The organism is Enterobacteriaceae endosymbiont of Donacia piscatrix (genome assembly GCF_012569525.1).
GTDB lineage: Bacteria > Pseudomonadota > Gammaproteobacteria > Enterobacterales > Enterobacteriaceae.
On record NZ_CP046200.1, the window covers coordinates 91,562 to 107,694 of the forward strand.

General features: G+C 18.7%; 18 protein-coding genes and 1 tRNA gene. 14 read left to right on the forward strand and 5 right to left on the reverse strand.

Annotation, left to right across the window (positions count from 1 at the left end):
• Positions 1-711 (reverse strand): ribose-phosphate pyrophosphokinase (locus GJT96_RS00510; RefSeq protein ID WP_247646091.1); only part of this gene is annotated, 711 nt, incomplete at its 3' end.
• A 191-nt stretch (positions 712-902) separates the two neighbouring features.
• Between GJT96_RS00510 and prfA the strand changes: the two genes are divergently transcribed.
• From prfA to tyrS, 10 genes are all read left to right on the forward strand, one after another.
• Positions 903-1,970 carry a peptide chain release factor 1 gene (gene prfA / locus GJT96_RS00515; RefSeq protein ID WP_169780304.1) on the forward strand — a complete coding sequence of 356 codons (1,068 nt, stop codon included), beginning with the start codon at positions 903-905 and terminating at the stop codon, positions 1,968-1,970.
• 18 nt (positions 1,971-1,988) lie between these two features.
• Positions 1,989-2,828 (forward strand): peptide chain release factor N(5)-glutamine methyltransferase, encoded by an 840-nt coding sequence (gene prmC, locus GJT96_RS00520; RefSeq protein WP_169780305.1) that lies wholly within the window; start codon positions 1,989-1,991, stop codon positions 2,826-2,828.
• Positions 2,829-2,925: 97 nt separating this feature from the next.
• Positions 2,926-4,191 (forward strand): threonine--tRNA ligase, encoded by a 1,266-nt coding sequence (gene thrS / locus GJT96_RS00525; RefSeq protein ID WP_169780306.1) that lies wholly within the window; start codon positions 2,926-2,928, stop codon positions 4,189-4,191.
• 16 nt (positions 4,192-4,207) lie between these two features.
• Entirely contained in the window at positions 4,208-4,747 is a 540-nt protein-coding gene (gene infC, locus GJT96_RS00530) for a translation initiation factor IF-3 (RefSeq protein WP_169780587.1), read from the forward strand.
• Between the two features lie 25 nt (positions 4,748-4,772).
• The gene (gene rpmI / locus GJT96_RS00535; protein ID WP_169780307.1) at positions 4,773-4,970 is read left to right on the forward strand and encodes a 50S ribosomal protein L35; all 198 of its coding nucleotides are present in this window, start codon (positions 4,773-4,775) and stop codon (positions 4,968-4,970) included.
• Between the two features lie 42 nt (positions 4,971-5,012).
• A complete protein-coding gene (gene rplT, locus GJT96_RS00540) occupies positions 5,013-5,363 on the forward strand; it encodes a 50S ribosomal protein L20 (protein WP_169780308.1) in 351 nt (116 codons plus the stop codon).
• Positions 5,364-5,421: 58 nt separating this feature from the next.
• On the forward strand, positions 5,422-6,417 hold the full coding sequence (gene pheS, locus GJT96_RS00545; RefSeq protein WP_169780309.1) for a phenylalanine--tRNA ligase subunit alpha: 996 nt from the start codon (positions 5,422-5,424) through the stop codon (positions 6,415-6,417).
• Positions 6,414-8,891, forward strand: coding sequence for a phenylalanine--tRNA ligase subunit beta (gene pheT, locus GJT96_RS00550; protein WP_169780310.1), 2,478 nt, complete (start codon positions 6,414-6,416; stop codon positions 8,889-8,891). The genes pheS and pheT overlap by 4 nt, the downstream gene beginning before the upstream one ends.
• A 102-nt stretch (positions 8,892-8,993) precedes the next feature.
• Positions 8,994-9,626: a riboflavin synthase gene (locus GJT96_RS00555; RefSeq protein ID WP_169780311.1), complete on the forward strand. Its 633-nt coding sequence runs from the start codon at positions 8,994-8,996 to the stop codon at positions 9,624-9,626.
• Positions 9,623-10,915, forward strand: coding sequence for a tyrosine--tRNA ligase (gene tyrS / locus GJT96_RS00560; protein ID WP_169780312.1), 1,293 nt, complete (start codon positions 9,623-9,625; stop codon positions 10,913-10,915). Before GJT96_RS00555 ends, tyrS begins: the two co-directional genes overlap by 4 nt.
• A gap of 21 nt (positions 10,916-10,936) precedes the next feature.
• Here the strand turns inward: tyrS and GJT96_RS00565 are convergent.
• A tRNA-Val gene (locus tag GJT96_RS00565) sits at positions 10,937-11,009 on the reverse strand.
• 44 nt (positions 11,010-11,053) lie between these two features.
• Entirely contained in the window at positions 11,054-12,391 is a 1,338-nt protein-coding gene (locus GJT96_RS00570) for an MATE family efflux transporter (protein ID WP_169780313.1), read from the reverse strand.
• A 114-nt stretch (positions 12,392-12,505) separates the two neighbouring features.
• Between GJT96_RS00570 and grxD the strand changes: the two genes are divergently transcribed.
• Positions 12,506-12,811, forward strand: a complete 306-nt coding sequence (grxD, locus tag GJT96_RS00575) for a Grx4 family monothiol glutaredoxin (protein ID WP_169780314.1) — start codon at positions 12,506-12,508, stop codon at positions 12,809-12,811.
• A gap of 29 nt (positions 12,812-12,840) precedes the next feature.
• Here grxD and rnt read toward each other — a convergent pair whose 3' ends face one another.
• Positions 12,841-13,470: a ribonuclease T gene (gene rnt / locus GJT96_RS00580; RefSeq protein ID WP_169780315.1), complete on the reverse strand. Its 630-nt coding sequence runs from the start codon at positions 13,468-13,470 to the stop codon at positions 12,841-12,843.
• A gap of 181 nt (positions 13,471-13,651) precedes the next feature.
• On the opposite strand from rnt, the gene minC reads away from it, so the two are divergent.
• From minC to GJT96_RS02480, 3 genes are all read left to right on the forward strand, one after another.
• A complete protein-coding gene (gene minC, locus GJT96_RS00585; protein WP_169780316.1) occupies positions 13,652-14,431 on the forward strand; it encodes a septum site-determining protein MinC in 780 nt (259 codons plus the stop codon).
• A 32-nt stretch (positions 14,432-14,463) separates the two neighbouring features.
• The gene (gene minD, locus GJT96_RS00590) at positions 14,464-15,273 is read left to right on the forward strand and encodes a septum site-determining protein MinD (protein ID WP_169780317.1); all 810 of its coding nucleotides are present in this window, start codon (positions 14,464-14,466) and stop codon (positions 15,271-15,273) included.
• 134 nt (positions 15,274-15,407) lie between these two features.
• Positions 15,408-15,527, forward strand: a complete 120-nt coding sequence (locus GJT96_RS02480; RefSeq protein ID WP_425591412.1) for a hypothetical protein — start codon at positions 15,408-15,410, stop codon at positions 15,525-15,527.
• A 32-nt stretch (positions 15,528-15,559) separates the two neighbouring features.
• Here the strand turns inward: GJT96_RS02480 and tsaB are convergent.
• Positions 15,560-16,133 (reverse strand): tRNA (adenosine(37)-N6)-threonylcarbamoyltransferase complex dimerization subunit type 1 TsaB (gene tsaB, locus GJT96_RS00595; protein ID WP_169780318.1); only part of this gene is annotated, 574 nt, incomplete at its 5' end.

Genomic DNA, 16,133 nt, shown 5'->3' on the forward strand with positions numbered 1-16,133 from the left:
TAATGTTTTAGCAGCGTGACATAATGTTCCAGCTGTATCAACAATATCATCTATTAAAATACAATCTCTTTTATTTACATTTCCAATAATATTCATTACTTCTGTTTTGTTAGCATTAGATCTTCTTTTATCTATTATAGCCATATCTGTCCCATTAAATAATTTTTTTGCGATAGATCTAGCACGTATTACTCCACCAATATCAGGAGAAATTATTATCGGATTATTATATATTTTTTTTGATATATCCATTAAAAATATAGAACTAGCAAATACATTATCTACAGGTACATTAAAAAAACCCTGAATTTGTTCAGCATGTAAATCTACAGTTAAAATTCTATTAATACCTACTTTAGATAAAAAATCAGCTATGACTTTTGCAGTAATAGGAACTCTAGCAGAACGAATTCTTCTATCTTGTCTTGCGTATCCAAAATAAGGAATAACAGCAGTTATTCTTCCTGCAGAAGCTCTTTTAAAAGCATCTATCATAATAACTAATTCTATAAGATTATCATTAGTAGGATTACATGTTGATTGTATGATAAAAATATCGTGACCTCTAACATTTTCATTTATTTTAACCGATATTTCTCCATCACTAAATCGTCCTACAAATATTTTACCTAAATTAATATATAAATGATGAGCAATTTTTTTTGCTAATTCTGGAATAGCATTTCCAGTAAATAATTTCATTTTAGTCACATAAAACCTTTATTTTTTAATTAGAATTATACTATATATTAGTATTATATATTTTTTAATAATTTAAAATTATATTTTGTAGTTTAATTAAATTATTATAAAATATATATATATTTTTATATATGAATAAATAATATTTTTATAAAAAATATTATTTATTTAATAATTTTTTAAAAATTAAAATACAATTTATGAATTCTTATATGATTAAAAAACTTAATCTTTTATATAAAAGATATAATTATTTAACAAAAAAATTAAGTGATTATAAAACATATAATGATCACAATTATTTACGTAATTTATCTATCGAATATTCAAGATTATCTAATATTATTAAACCATTTAAAAAATGGAATAAATTAAAATTAAATTTAATAAATACAAAATCTTTATTAAAAGAAAAAGATAAAGATATATATCTAATGGTTTTAGAAGATATTAAAAATATTAATATTAAACAAAAAAAAATAGAAAAAATATTATATAAATTACTTTTACCTAAAAATAAAAAAGATAATCGTAATTGTTTTATAGAAATAAAAGCTGGTTCTGGGGGAAATGAGGCAGCAATTTTTGTAAAGAACATTTCTAGAATGTATATTAGATATGCTGAATCACAAAAATGGAAAATAGAAATAATACATATTCATTACAATGAACATAGTAATGGATTTAAAGAAATTATTTTAAAAATTATTGGTATAGGTGTATATGGAAAATTAAAATTTGAATCTGGAGGACATAGAGTACAAAGAATTCCAGAAACAGAATCGCAAGGAAGAGTACATACTTCTACTTGTACTGTGGCTGTTATGCCTGAATTATCAAAAATAGAAATGCCAGAAATAAATATTCAAGATTTAAAAATTGATACATTTAGATCATCAGGTGCAGGTGGACAACATGTTAATACAACAGATTCTGCTATACGTATTACTCATATTCCAACAAAAATAGTTGTTGAATGTCAAGATGAAAGATCGCAACATAAAAATAAATCAAAAGCATTAGCGGTATTAGCAGCTCGAATAAATTCAATAGAAATTGAAAAAGAAAATAAAAATAATGCTTTAAAAAAAAAATTATTATTAGGTACCGGTGGTCGTTCAGATAGAAATAGAACTTATAATTTTATTCAAAAAAGAGTTACCGATCATCGTCTTAATATAACTATTTATAAATTACATGAAATTATGGATGGAAATTTAGATCTCTTAATAAAACCGATGATTTATAAAAAAAACAATAAATTATAATTTATAAAAAATATATTTATGATTATTAATCAATTTTTACAATATTCTTCTAATGTTTTAAAAAAAAATAAAATATTAAATTATCAATTAGAAACTATTTTATTAACATCATTTATTTTAAATAAACCTAAATCATGGATTTATGGTTTTAATGAAACGAAAATTCATTATAAACAATTTAAAACATTACAAAATTTATTAAAAAAAAGAATTAAAGGGATGCCTTTAGCGTACATACTAGGATTTTGTGAATTTTGGTCATTAAAAATTAATGTATCTCCTTATGTTTTAATACCTCGTAAAGATACAGAAATTTTAATAGATGTCGTTTTAAATAAAATAAATATTAAAATAAAAAAAATATTAGATTTAGGTACTGGAAGTGGTGCACTTTCATTAGCACTAGCTTATGAACATAATAATATTGATATTACTGCTATAGATTTTTCTAATAAAATTCTCAATATAGCTGAAAATAATGCTAAAAAATTAAATATTAAAAATATTACTTTTTTAAAAAGTAATTGGTTTAGTCATTTAAAAGATAATACATTTGATATAATTATCAGTAATCCTCCTTATATAAGTTATAAAGAATATTTTTGTTTTAAAAAACAATTAAAATTTGAACCTATTAAATCTTTAGTTGCAGGTAAAAATGGATTAAATTATTTGAATTATATTATTTTAAATTCTTTTAAATATTTAAATAATTATGGTTGGTTAATATTAGAACATGGTTATAAACAAGGATTTATTATAAAAAATAAATTAAAAATTCAAAAATTTAAGAATATTAAACAATATTCTGATATACAAGGACATAATAGAGTTATTTGTGGACAAAAAATTATTTAAAAATATTTTACAAATTTACTTATAGTATTTTTAATATATTTAGTAAAAAATTTTTGATATTATTATAAAATAATATTTTTACTTATAAAAATAAAATATGGAACAAAATGATAATTCTAAAAAAATAGAAAAAAAAAATTTTTTATCTAATAAAATAAAATTATTAAAGAAAGATCATAGAATTATAGGAAAAAAATTAGATTTATATCATTTTCAAGATGAAGCTCCAGGAATGGTTTTTTGGCATAATAATGGTTATATTATTTTTAAAGAATTAGAAAAACTTTTACGTTTTAAATTAAATCAATATAATTATTTAGAAGTAAAAACTCCTATAATAACTGATATTTCTATTTGGAAAAAAACAGGACATTGGGAAATTTATAAAAAAGCAATCTTTACAACCTACTCAGAAAATAGAAATTATTGCATAAAACCGATGAATTGTCCTGCTCATATACAAATTTTTAAGCAAAAATTAAAATCATATAAAGATCTACCATTAAGAATTGCTGAATTTGGTATTTGTCACAGAAATGAACCATCTGGATCTTTACATGGTTTAATGAGATTAAGAAATTTTACTCAAGATGATGCTCATATTTTTTGTACAAAAAATCAAATAATAGAAGAAATTAAAAATTGTATTTATATGATGTATGATATTTATCATATTTTTGGTTTTAAAAAATTTTTTGTAAAACTATCTACAAGACCATTATATAAAATGGGGAATAATAATCTTTGGAAACAAACAGAAAATAATTTATCATTTATTTTAAAAAAAATGAATATTAATTTTAAACTTCAAAAAGGAGAAGGAGCTTTTTATGGACCTAAAATTGAATTTTCTTTTTTTGATTACTTAAATAGAGAATGGCAATGTGGAACTATACAATTAGATTATATATTACCTAAATGTTTAAAATTATTTTATATTAATAAAGATAATAAACGTAGTATTCCTGTAATAATACATAGAGCTATTTTAGGTTCATTAGAAAGATTCATAGGTATTATCCTTGAAGAATTCTCTGGATATTTACCTATTTGGCTAGCTCCTATACAAATAATAATACTCAGTATTAGTGAGAAACATACAGAATATGTTTTAAAAATATTTAAAATAATAAAAAAAAATAATATTCGAATTAAATTCGATATTAAAAATAAACAAATTTCTTTTAAAATTAGAAAATATACAATGCAACATATTCCATATATTTTAATATGTGGCGACCAAGAAATAAAAAATAATTTTATTTCAGTAAGGGATTGTTTTGGTAAAGATTTGGGATTTATGAAAATCCATGATATTATTAATAAAATTAATAAAGAAATTAATAACTATCATTTAAAATAAATTAAGGAGGTAAAATATTAAAGTTGGAAAAAAAATAATACAATTATCACGACCTAATAAAATTAATAAAAATATTAGGAGTAAAATTGTAAGATTAATAGGATTAAATGGAGAACAAATAGGAATAATTAATCTTAAAGAAGCATTAAAGAAAGCAGAAAATACTGGATTTGATTTGGTAGAAATTAGTCCTAATTCTACACCTCCTGTATGTCGTATAATGGATTATGGAAAATTTTTATATACCAAAAATAAGGCATCTAAAGAACAAAAAAAAAAACAAAAAATAATACATTTAAAAGAAATTAAATTTCGTCCTGGTACAGATACAGGTGATTATAATGTTAAATTACGTAATATAATTCGTTTTATAAAAAATGGAGATAAAGTAAAAATTACATTAAGATTTAGAGGTAGAGAAATGATACATTCTAAATTAGGTTTTTCTATGCTTAATCGCATAAAAAATGATATAGAAAATTTAGCAATAGTAGAATTATTTCCCACAAAAGTTGAAGGTAGACAAATTATAATGATTTTAATACCAAAAAAATAATAATAAATATAATTATGGTTTATAAATGAATAAACTTAAAACAGTACGTAGTGTTGCAAAACGTTTTAAAAAAACAAGTAATGGTTTTTTCAAACATAAAAAAGCTAATTTAAGACACTTATTAACTAAAAAAAACAAAAAACATAAAAGATTTTTAAGAAAAAAAAAAATAGTTTCAAAAGGAGATTCACGTTCATTAAAAATTTGTTTACCTTATTTATAAAATAAATATATAACAAATAATTATTATAGGAATGTATATTATATGGTTAGAATTAAACGTGGAGTTACTGCAAAAATAAGACATAAAAAAATTATAAAAAAAGCAAAAGGATATTATGCCGCTAGATCTAGATCTTATAGATCTGCTTTTCAAGCAGTAATTAAATCAGGACAATATGCTTATAGAGATAGGAAACAGAAAAAAAGAAAATTTCGTCAATTATGGATTATTAAAATTAATGCAGCAGCACGTCAAAACAATATTTCTTATAGTTCTTTAATATATAAATTAAAAAAAAGTAATATAAATATAAATAGAAAAACATTAGCTAATATAGCGTTATCTGATATATTAACTTTTAATAAGTTATTAACTTATTCTTATAATCAATAAAATTAATTTTTATTATATTTTAATTTTTTTATATTCAAAATATATTAATGAGAATATCATGATAGCTGATGATATAGTTTTAATAGCAAAAAAAGAAATTTCTGTAGTAAAAAATCTTAAAGATCTAAATATGTTAAAAATTAAATATTTAGGTAAAAAAGGTTATATTACTAAACAATTTATGTTAATAAAAAATTTAGATAAAAATAATAGAATTTATAAAAGTATTATTTGTAATAAACAAAAAAAACAAATAAAAAAAATAATAATAAAACGCAAAAAAGAAATAGAAATAGAACAATATAATAATAAATTTTTAGATCAAAACATTGATGTATCATTACCAGGAAAATATATATCACCAGGTTCTAAACATCCTATTACAAATATAATTTATGAAATAGAAGAATTTTTTACTAACATTGGATTTAAAATAATTACAGGTCCTGAAATAGAAGATGTTTATCACAATTTTGATGCATTAAATATTTCAAAATATCATCCGACAAGAACAGAACAAGATACATTTTGGTTAGATAAAAATATTTTATTACGCACTCAAACTTCTAATGTACAAATTAGAATTATGAAACAACATAAACTACCTATAAAAATTTTAACTTCAGGTAAAGTATATCGTCATGATTATGATAGTAATCATACACCTATGTTTCATCAAATAGAAGGATTATTTATTAATAAAAAGGTAACTTTTGTCGATTTAAAAGGAATACTAATTTTATTCTTAAATTTTTTTTTTGGTAAAAAATGTAAAATTCGTTTTAGACCTTCTTATTTTCCCTTTACAGAACCTTCTTTAGAAATAGATATATTAAATAATAATAAAGAATGGATAGAAATTTTAGGCGCTGGTATGGTTCATCCTTATGTTTTAAAAAATATTGGAATAAATAACAACAAATATTGTGGATTTGCTTTTGGATTAGGTATAGAAAGATTAGCTATGTTACGTTATAATATTTCTGATATTCGTTTTTTTTATGAAAATGATATACGTTTTCTTAAACAATTTAGATCAAATAATTTTATATGATAAAATTTAGTGAATTTTGGTTACGAGAATGGTTTTTTTATGATAAAGATATTTATTCTTTATCAAAGAAAATAACAATGTTAGGATTTGAAATAGAAAAAATTGAAACTACTACTTATAGTAGTAATATTAAACACTTGGTTAAAGGTGAAATTATTAATTTTAATATATATAAAAAAAATCCTAAAATTTATGAATTTAAAATATTAATTGATAATGGTAAATTATTAAAAATATTTTCTAACGTAAATTGTTATCATAATAAAATGAAAATTATTTTGGCTACTAAAAATTCTTTTTTATATAAAAAATATATAAAAATACCAAAATATTTCTTTTTAAAAAAATCAGAAGGATTATTATGTACTCCTAAAATAATTAGTTTATATACAAAATATAATCTTATCAAAGATAAGATCACTATTTTAAATCAAAACAGTAATTTTAAAAAAAAAGATAATATTTTAAATTTATATGATAATATTTTACATATAAATATTCCTACAAATAGACTTGATTGTTTTAATATGTTAGGATTTGCAAGAGATTTGTCTGTTTTAAATAAAAAAATTAAATTTGATATACCATATAATAATTATTTAATAAAAAATTCAGAAAAATATCAACTTAATATTAGTTTTGATAAAAAAATAAAAAATACATTATATAAGTATAGTTATTGTATAATTAAAAATATTAATTTGACTAAAAAAATTCCTTTCTTTATTAAAGAAAGGTTATATTATGCAGGAATTAAATTTATATCTAATAATCCATTATTAAATATTCGTAATTATATAATTTTAGAATTAGGATATCCTATCCAGTTTTATAATTTTGATAGCATTAATAATAAAATTTATATAAAAAAATATCAAAAAAATAAATTTTATTTTTTTAATTTAACAAATAAAAAAAAAATTTTATTAAATAAAAATTCACTTTTGATGATTAGAGATGATAATCAAATAATATCTATACCAGGAATAATACAAAATAAAAACTATTCTGTAAAATTAGCAACTAAAAATATTTTAATAGAATGTTTATTTTTAAATCCAAAATATATAACTTCTTTATTAAAAAATAATTATCATGTTAATGATATTTATAATTTTCATAAAAATACTTTAGATCCATTAATACAAAAAACAGTTCTTATAAGAACTGTAAATTTATTATTAAAAATATTTAAAGGGGAAAGAAGTAAAATTCATACAATTAATATTAATAATTCTAATTATCATAAAAAAACAATAAATTTTTCATTTAAACATATACATAAAATTCTAGGTTTTGATATTAAAAAAAAAATTATATTTAATATTTTAAATAAATTAGGTTTTATTTTTATAAAAAAAACAATTGATAATTATATTATTACAATACCTAGTTGGAGATATGATATAAATATAATGGAAGATATTATAGAAGAAATTATAAGAGTATATGGCTATCATCGAATACCTCAAAAAACTAATATCTTCTTTATTAGGGATAATATTGTAAAAAAAAATAATTTTAGATTAAAACATCAAAAGATTAATATAAAAAAAATTAAAGATATTTTAATTTATCAAGGATATTATGAAGTAATTAACTATAGTTTTATTAATCCTAAAATACAATTAATGTTATATCCAAAAATAAAATCTATAAAAATTAAAAATCCTATAACAACAGAAACATCTGTAATGAGAAATTCTTTATCATACGGATTAATCAATAATATTATTTATAATACAAATAGACAACAAAAAAATTTACGTTTTTTTGAATATGGTTTATGTTTTTTTAAAGATTCGAAAAAAAAAATAGGTATATCACAAAAATTAATGTTAGCTGGAATAGTCAATATAAATTCATTAAATACTCATTGGAGTGAAAAAAATAAATGTATTAATTTTTATGATATAAAAGGTAATTTAGAATATATTTTAAATATTTTTTATAAAAATAATAAAATTGAATTTTATCAACAAAATAAAAATACAATATTACATCCATATATAAATTCATCAATATATATTAATAATATATATGTTGGATATATTGGTATGTTACATCCTAAATTAATTCATTATTTTAATATAAATTCTAATACTTTTTTGTTTGAATTATTTTATGATCATATTATGATAAATAATATTTTTAATTTTCAAAAATTAATTAATTATCCAATAAATAAAAGAGATATATCCTTTCTTATAAAAGAAGAAGTTAATTTTTATCATATTTTATTACAATTAAAAAAATTAAAATTAAAAAATTTAATAAAAATAAAACTTATAGATGTATTTCAGGGAAATAATATTCCTAAAAAATATAAAAATATTACTTTAAGTTTATTTTTACAAGACAAAAATCATACATTAAATGATATAGAAATTAATAATATTATTGATAAATGTATTTTAGAGTTAAAAAAAAGATTTCAAATTATATTAAGAAATGATATTAGTTATAATAAATAAATTTAAAAATTTTAGATTTTATATATAAAATAATTTAATTTAAAAATTTAATTTTTTTATTAGGTATAATAAATGTATGTAATTCTTATAAAAAGATAAAAAATGTTTACAGGTATTATTCAATCTATAGGTAAAATTAAAAAAATTTTTTTTAAAAAGAAAAAGTATTATATATATATAAAAACAAGTAAAAATTTTATTAAAAATTTAAGAATAGGAGAATCTATTTCAAATAATGGATGTTGTTTGACTATTGTAAATATACATAAAAATATTATGTTATTTAACGTAATACTTCATACTATAAATAATACAACTTTTAAAAAATCAAAAATTAATGATTATGTTAATCTTGAAAAACCAATAAAAACTAATAGTTTTTTTGGAGGACATATTGTATTAGGACATATTACTGATATTGCAATTATAACTAATATAGAAAATTATAATTTTTCTAAAATTTTATGGATTAAACCTAGTAATATTTTACAAATGAATTTTATTCCTATAAAAGGATCCATATGTATAGATGGCGTTAGTTTAACTATAGATAAAATATTTAAAAATCAATTTAGTGTAAATTTAATACCAGAAACATTATTAAAAACTACATTATCTAAAAAAAAAATTGATGATTATGTTAATATTGAAACAGATATTTATACTAGAAATATAATACAAACTGTCGAAAGATTATATAATAAAAATATTTCATATATTAAGGAATATAAATGATAAAAAAAAATAAAATTAATATTTTAAAAAAATTAAAAGATCGTAATATTTTATATCAAATGACTAATAAAAAAAAATTATTTACAATTTTAAATGAAAAAAATATTAATCTTTATTGTGGTTTTGATTTAACAGCTGATAGCCTACACATAGGCCACCTAATACAATTATTTACATTAAAATATTTTCAAGAATTAGGACATAAACCAATAATTGTATTAGGTGGCGCTACAAGTTTAATTGGGGATCCTAGTTTTAAATTTAAAAAAAGAAAAATGAATTCAATAGATATTATTAACATTTGGTTTTATAAAATTAGTATACAAATAAAAAATATTTTAGATTTTAATTGTGGTGAAAATAGTGCAATTATTATCAATAATTATGATTGGTTTCATAAAATTAATATTTTATTTTTTTTAAGAAAAATAGGAAAATATTTTTATGTTAATAATATGATAAATAAAGATTTTATTAAAAATAGAATGATAAATAAAGAAATAAATGGTATTTCCTTTACTGAACTTTCTTATAATTTATTACAATCTTATGATTTTGCTTATTTAAATAAAAATTTTAATGTTATCCTCCAATTAGGAGGATCTGATCAATGGGGAAATATTACATCAGGAATTGATTTAATAAAAAAAATGTATAAAAAAAAAGTTTTTGGAATAACAACAAATTTAATTATTAAAAACGATGGAACAAAGTTTGGAAAAACAGAAAAAAAAACAATATGGTTAGATAAAAATAAAACTAGCCCATATAAATTTTTTCAATTTTGGTTAAATATTCCAGATTCACTTATATTTAAATTTCTCTATATGTTTACTAATTTAGAGTTAGAAACTATTAATGATTTAAAAAAAAAAAAAAATAATATCAAAAAAAATAGTCCCCAATTTTTACTTGCAGAGTATATGACAAAAAAAATACATGGGGAATATAATTTAATTTTATCCAAAAAAATAACAAATATACTTTTTTACAAAAAAATACAAGATTTATCAAAAAATGATTATTCAATATTATTTAATAATATTAATAACATTATTATAGATAATAATAAAATATTTTCTTTACAAGAAGTATTAATTTTAAGTAAATTTGCATCTTCTTATTCACAAGCGTCTAAATTAATTACATCTAATTCTATATATATTAACAATGAAAAAATATCAATAATATCATTTGTATTTACTAAATATCACAAAAAATTTAATCATTTTACCTTATTACGTAAGGGTAAAAAAAATTTTTGTTTAATTTATTGGAAATTAATATAAAAATAAACAAAAAAAATCTTATGCGTTCTAGAGGATTTGAACCTCTGACCTTCACCATGTCATAGTGACACTCTACCAACTGAGTTAAGAACGCATAAAAAAACAACAATTTTATTAGATCATATTAATAATATTTAATCAACTCTTTTGTATTTTAATAATACGTAATATAATTAATATTACTGCAATTATTAATCCGACAATAAATCCTATCCAAAATCCTATAGGACCCATAGGATGTACAATTAAATTTGTCATAGATAAAATATAACCAACAGGAAAACCGATTATCCAACAAGATATAAAAGTAATAAAAAAAATAAATTTAGTATCTTTATAAGCTTTTAAAATACCACATCCTATTACTTGAATAGCATCTAAAAATTGATAAATAGATGCTAAAAATATTAATTTAGATGATAAATTTACAATATTCTGATTAGGATTATATAAAAAAGCAATTTTTTTTTTAAAAAAAAGACTTATTAAAATAATAAAAAAAGATAAAATAATACCTATAATTTGTGAAATCCAGCTAATTTTTTTAGCTTTATTTTTATAACCTAAACCTAAATAAAAACCTACTAATATCGTAGTTGCTATACTTAAAGATAATGGGATTACAAAAATAAAAGAACTAAAGTTTTGTGCTATTTGATGACTAATAATACTATCTATACCCATAGAAGAAATAAATAAAGAAACAACTGTAAATAATGTAATTTCAACAAAAATAGATAATCCGATAGGAAAACCTAATTTTAATAGTTTTTTTAAAATTTTTATATTAGGTTTATTAAATAAACTAAAATAATTTATGTTATTAAAATGTATTGAATTATACATCCATATCATGGTTATGATAGTTAATATTAAATATATTAATACTATAGATAAAGCACATCCTAAAATTCCTAAAGATGGTATATAACTAAAACCATAAATTAAAACATAATTAATTGGTATATATATTATTAAACCTACCCAACTAATGATCATATCAGGTATAGTTAATGAAAATGAAATACAAACACAACGTAATATTTGTAATAATAAATAACCTGGTATACTCCATATAATTATTTTTAAAAAAATTATTATTTTTGGAATTAAAATTTTATTAGTTAATAATAAATGTATAAAAAAATTTGTTTTATATAAAATTAATATTATGATAAATGATAGAATCATTGATAATAAATATGATTGCTGTATATATTTTATAATACTTTGTTGTTTATTAGATCCATGTAATTTTGTAATAATAGGTATTAAAGATAAAAAAATACCATGACAAAATAATAATAAAGGTACCCATATTGATGTACTTATTGATACTACAGCCATATCAATTTTATTAAAAGAACTTGATATAATCATATTTATGATATTAATTAAAAGATAAGCTATTTGTGTTAAAACTATTGGTACAGTAATATTAAATAATTTTTTTATTTCAATTAAATATTTATGCACATATATCCTTTTTATTAAAATTTAATTAAAAAATTTTACTTTTTTAAAATATAAAATTATTATATATATAATTATATTAATTTTAAATCATTTTAATAAATGAACGGATATTTTATGAAAATTTTCAATAAAATAAAAAAACAAATCAATGATAATCCTATTATTTTATATATGAAAGGAACTCCGAAAAATCCACAATGTGGATTTTCTGATAAAGCAGTAAAAATAATTTTATTTTATAAAGTTAAATTTACTTATATTGATATTTTAAAAAATTCTGATATTAGAATTTATTTACCTAAATATGCTGATTGGCCAACATTTCCTCAATTATGGGTAAATAATCAATTAATAGGAGGTTCTGATATATTATATATGTTACATATTAAGAATAAGTTAAAAAAAATTTTAAATTTCTAAAAAATATTTATTATATAACTAATATTTAACTATGGTGGCCATCCTCCTTTAGTTTTCCAATTATTAACTAATTTACAAAATAATTCAGCAGTACAATGAGCATCATATAATGCAGAATGTGCTTGATTACTATCGAATGAAATTCCAATTTTATGACATGATTTTGCTAATACAGTTTGTCCTAAAATTAATCCACACATAGATGTTGTATCAAATATTACAAAAGAATGGAACGGATTATATTTTTCCATTTTATTTCTTTTTACAGCTTCCATAATAAAACTATGATCAAAACTAGCATTATGAGCTACTATAACTGCTTTTTTACATTTATTTTTTTTTAAATCTTTAGTAATTTTTTTAAAAATAATTTTAAAAACTTCTATTTCAGTAATAGCACCTCTTAAAGAAGTATAAATATTAATACCATTAAAAGCTAATGCATCTTGAGAAATACTTGAACCTTTAAAAGGTAAAACATGAAAATGTAATGTTTTATTTTTTTTTAACCAACCATTATCCATTTTTAATGTAATTAAACATATTTCTAATATAGCATTATCTTTAGAATTAAAACCTGAAGTTTCAATATCTATTACAACAGGATAAAATCCTCTAAATCTATAAGGTAATAGATCTAATTTTGATAAATTATTCATTTTTATTTTTTAAAATTATTAAATATATTTAATAGTATATATTATATATATTATTAAATTATATTTTTATGTATAAAATTACAAGTATAAAATATTTTTATATATGTTTATATATTGAAAAAATATTTATATAATTAATAAAATTATTTTAACTAAAATAATTCTAATTAAAGGAGAAAAAATGTTTACAAAAATAATTAAATTTAAACAAAATAATTTTTTATTTTATGAAATTTATTTATATAATAATAAACCTGAACTTATATATAATGCAATAAAAAAAAAAATACAACATTCTCCTGTATTTTTTAAAAAAATGCCAGTTATTGTTAATATTTATTATATAAAAAATGAAATAAATTGGGAAAAAGTTTATAATGCTATTAATTCAACAGGAATTAATATTATAGGAATTAATGGTAATGGATGTAATAATAAAAATATTATTAAAATTGTAAATAATACTGGCACACCTATTTTATTTACTAATAATAAAAATTATAAAAAAACTCAAAATGTTAGTATTAATAAAAAAAAAGTAAATAATAATATAAATAGTATAAAATCAAAATCTATTATTAAAATAATTAAAGAAAAAGAATCTTTATCAACAAAAAAAGATATTTATTATAAAAAAAGTAAAATTATTTATAATCCAATTAGATCTGGACAACAAGTTTATGCTTATAATAGTGATTTAATTATTATAAATAATGTTAGTACAGGAGCTGAATTAATAGCAGATGGTAATATTCATATTTATGGTTTTATGAGAGGAAAAGCTTTATCAGGAGCTAATGGAAATAAAAATTGTCAAATTTTTTGTAATCAACTATATGCTGAATTGTTATCAATTGCTGGTGAATATTTACTTCAAAATCAAATTCCTAAAAAATTTTTAGGAAAATCATCAAGAATATATTTAAAAAATAAAATTTTAAAAATAAAATTATGTAATTAAATTTTATTAGATTACTATTAAGGAGATTCTTAATGCGTATAATTGTTGTAACCTCTGGTAAAGGTGGTGTAGGGAAAACTACTTCTAGTGCAGCTATAGCTATTGGGTTAGCTAAAAATGGAAAAAAAACTGTTGTTATTGATTTTGATATAGGATTACGTAATTTAGATTTAATCATGGGTTGTGAAAAAAAAGTTGTTTATGATTTTATCAATGTTTTACAAGGAGAAGTAACATTAAATCAAGCTTTAATAAAAGATAAAAAATATGAAAATTTATATGTATTACCTACTTCTCAAACAGAAAATAAAGATGCATTAACTTATAATGGAGTAGAAAATATTTTAAAAAATTTAAATATAATGAATTTTGATTTTATCATATGTGATTCACCTGCAGGAATTGAAAAAGGAGCATTAATTGCATTATATTTTGCTGATGAAGCTATTATTATTACTAATCCTGAAGTTTCTTCTGTTAGAGATTCTGATAGAATTTTAGGCATAATTTCATCAAAATCTAAAAAAGCTAAAAATAAAGAAAAACCAATTAAAGAATATTTATTACTTACACGTTATAATCCTATTAGAGTAAATTGTGGAGATATGTTAAGTATTGATAATATTATTGAAATTTTAGGCATTCAAATAATAGGTGTAATTCCAGAAGATTATTTAGTATTAAGAGCGTCAAATCAAGGTAAAAGTATTATTTTACACAAAAATTCTAATGCATCTTTAGCATACAAAGATACTGTTAAACGTTTATTAGGAGAAAAAATTCCTTTACGTTTTATAAAAAAAGAACAAAAAAATTTTTTACAACGTTGGTTTTGGAAATAATATAAATATTAAAAATTTTTTATTTAAAAAACTGCTAATTTTGCTAAAAAAAAGAATTTAAATTATTATTATTTCTGAAAAATCTAAAAAAGATATATCCTTACTGTATTTTACAATAAAAAAAGATATTAAAAGTGATTTCTAAATATACGAAAATAAATTCAAAAATAATTAATATAAAAATATATAATAAAAAAAATAATATATTAACATTAAAATTAAACATTATTTTACCTAAAACAAAAAAATATTAAACAAAAAATAATAAATAAAACATTTATATATATTAAAATATATTTTTAATATAATTTATTTGGTAGTGTTTTTTTATTTTTTTTTTATTAAAAAATATAGTGCTGATAATACTAATAATATCTTCTGAAGAATAAGATTTATTAATAAATATTATTTCAAGATTTTTATTTAATATTTTTTTAACATTATTTTGAATATATTGATCTATATCAGATATTAATGTAAATATTCCTTTTAATAAAATTATTTTTTTAAAAAAAATATCATAACTTAATAAACATTCACTTTTTTTACCTATCCATAAACCTTTTAAAGTCCTTTTATATACAGCAAAATATAATAAATTTTTATTACATTTTATAACAGATATAACATTTTTAATTTTTTTTATTTTCCAGGATTGTTCAGCTAAAATCATTAAATGAGATATTCCTATTTTAGGAATATTTAAAACATAGGAAAGACTTTCTATTATTGCTATACCTATTCTTAAACTTGTAAAATTTCCTGGTCCTAAATTATATCCTAATAAGGATATTTGAGACAAAGTAATATTTTTTTCTTGTAAAAAATTATTAAGTAATTGTAATATACATTTTATATGA

What these genes read in the sequence shown, in the direction of transcription:
- prfA (WP_169780304.1), top strand. Translation starts at nt 903, where the DNA reads ATGAATTCTTATATGATTAAAAAACTTAATCTTTTATATAAAAGATAT.
- prmC (WP_169780305.1), top strand. Translation starts at nt 1,989, where the DNA reads ATGATTATTAATCAATTTTTACAATATTCTTCTAATGTTTTAAAAAAA.
- thrS (WP_169780306.1), top strand. Translation starts at nt 2,926, where the DNA reads ATGGAACAAAATGATAATTCTAAAAAAATAGAAAAAAAAAATTTTTTA.
- rpmI (WP_169780307.1), top strand. Translation starts at nt 4,773, where the DNA reads ATGAATAAACTTAAAACAGTACGTAGTGTTGCAAAACGTTTTAAAAAA.
- rplT (WP_169780308.1), top strand. Translation starts at nt 5,013, where the DNA reads ATGGTTAGAATTAAACGTGGAGTTACTGCAAAAATAAGACATAAAAAA.
- pheS (WP_169780309.1), top strand. Translation starts at nt 5,422, where the DNA reads ATGATAGCTGATGATATAGTTTTAATAGCAAAAAAAGAAATTTCTGTA.
- pheT (WP_169780310.1), top strand. Translation starts at nt 6,414, where the DNA reads ATGATAAAATTTAGTGAATTTTGGTTACGAGAATGGTTTTTTTATGAT.
- GJT96_RS00555 (WP_169780311.1), top strand. Translation starts at nt 8,994, where the DNA reads ATGTTTACAGGTATTATTCAATCTATAGGTAAAATTAAAAAAATTTTT.
- tyrS (WP_169780312.1), top strand. Translation starts at nt 9,623, where the DNA reads ATGATAAAAAAAAATAAAATTAATATTTTAAAAAAATTAAAAGATCGT.
- grxD (WP_169780314.1), top strand. Translation starts at nt 12,506, where the DNA reads ATGAAAATTTTCAATAAAATAAAAAAACAAATCAATGATAATCCTATT.
- rnt (WP_169780315.1), bottom strand. Translation starts at nt 13,470, where the DNA reads ATGAATAATTTATCAAAATTAGATCTATTACCTTATAGATTTAGAGGA.
- minC (WP_169780316.1), top strand. Translation starts at nt 13,652, where the DNA reads ATGTTTACAAAAATAATTAAATTTAAACAAAATAATTTTTTATTTTAT.
- minD (WP_169780317.1), top strand. Translation starts at nt 14,464, where the DNA reads ATGCGTATAATTGTTGTAACCTCTGGTAAAGGTGGTGTAGGGAAAACT.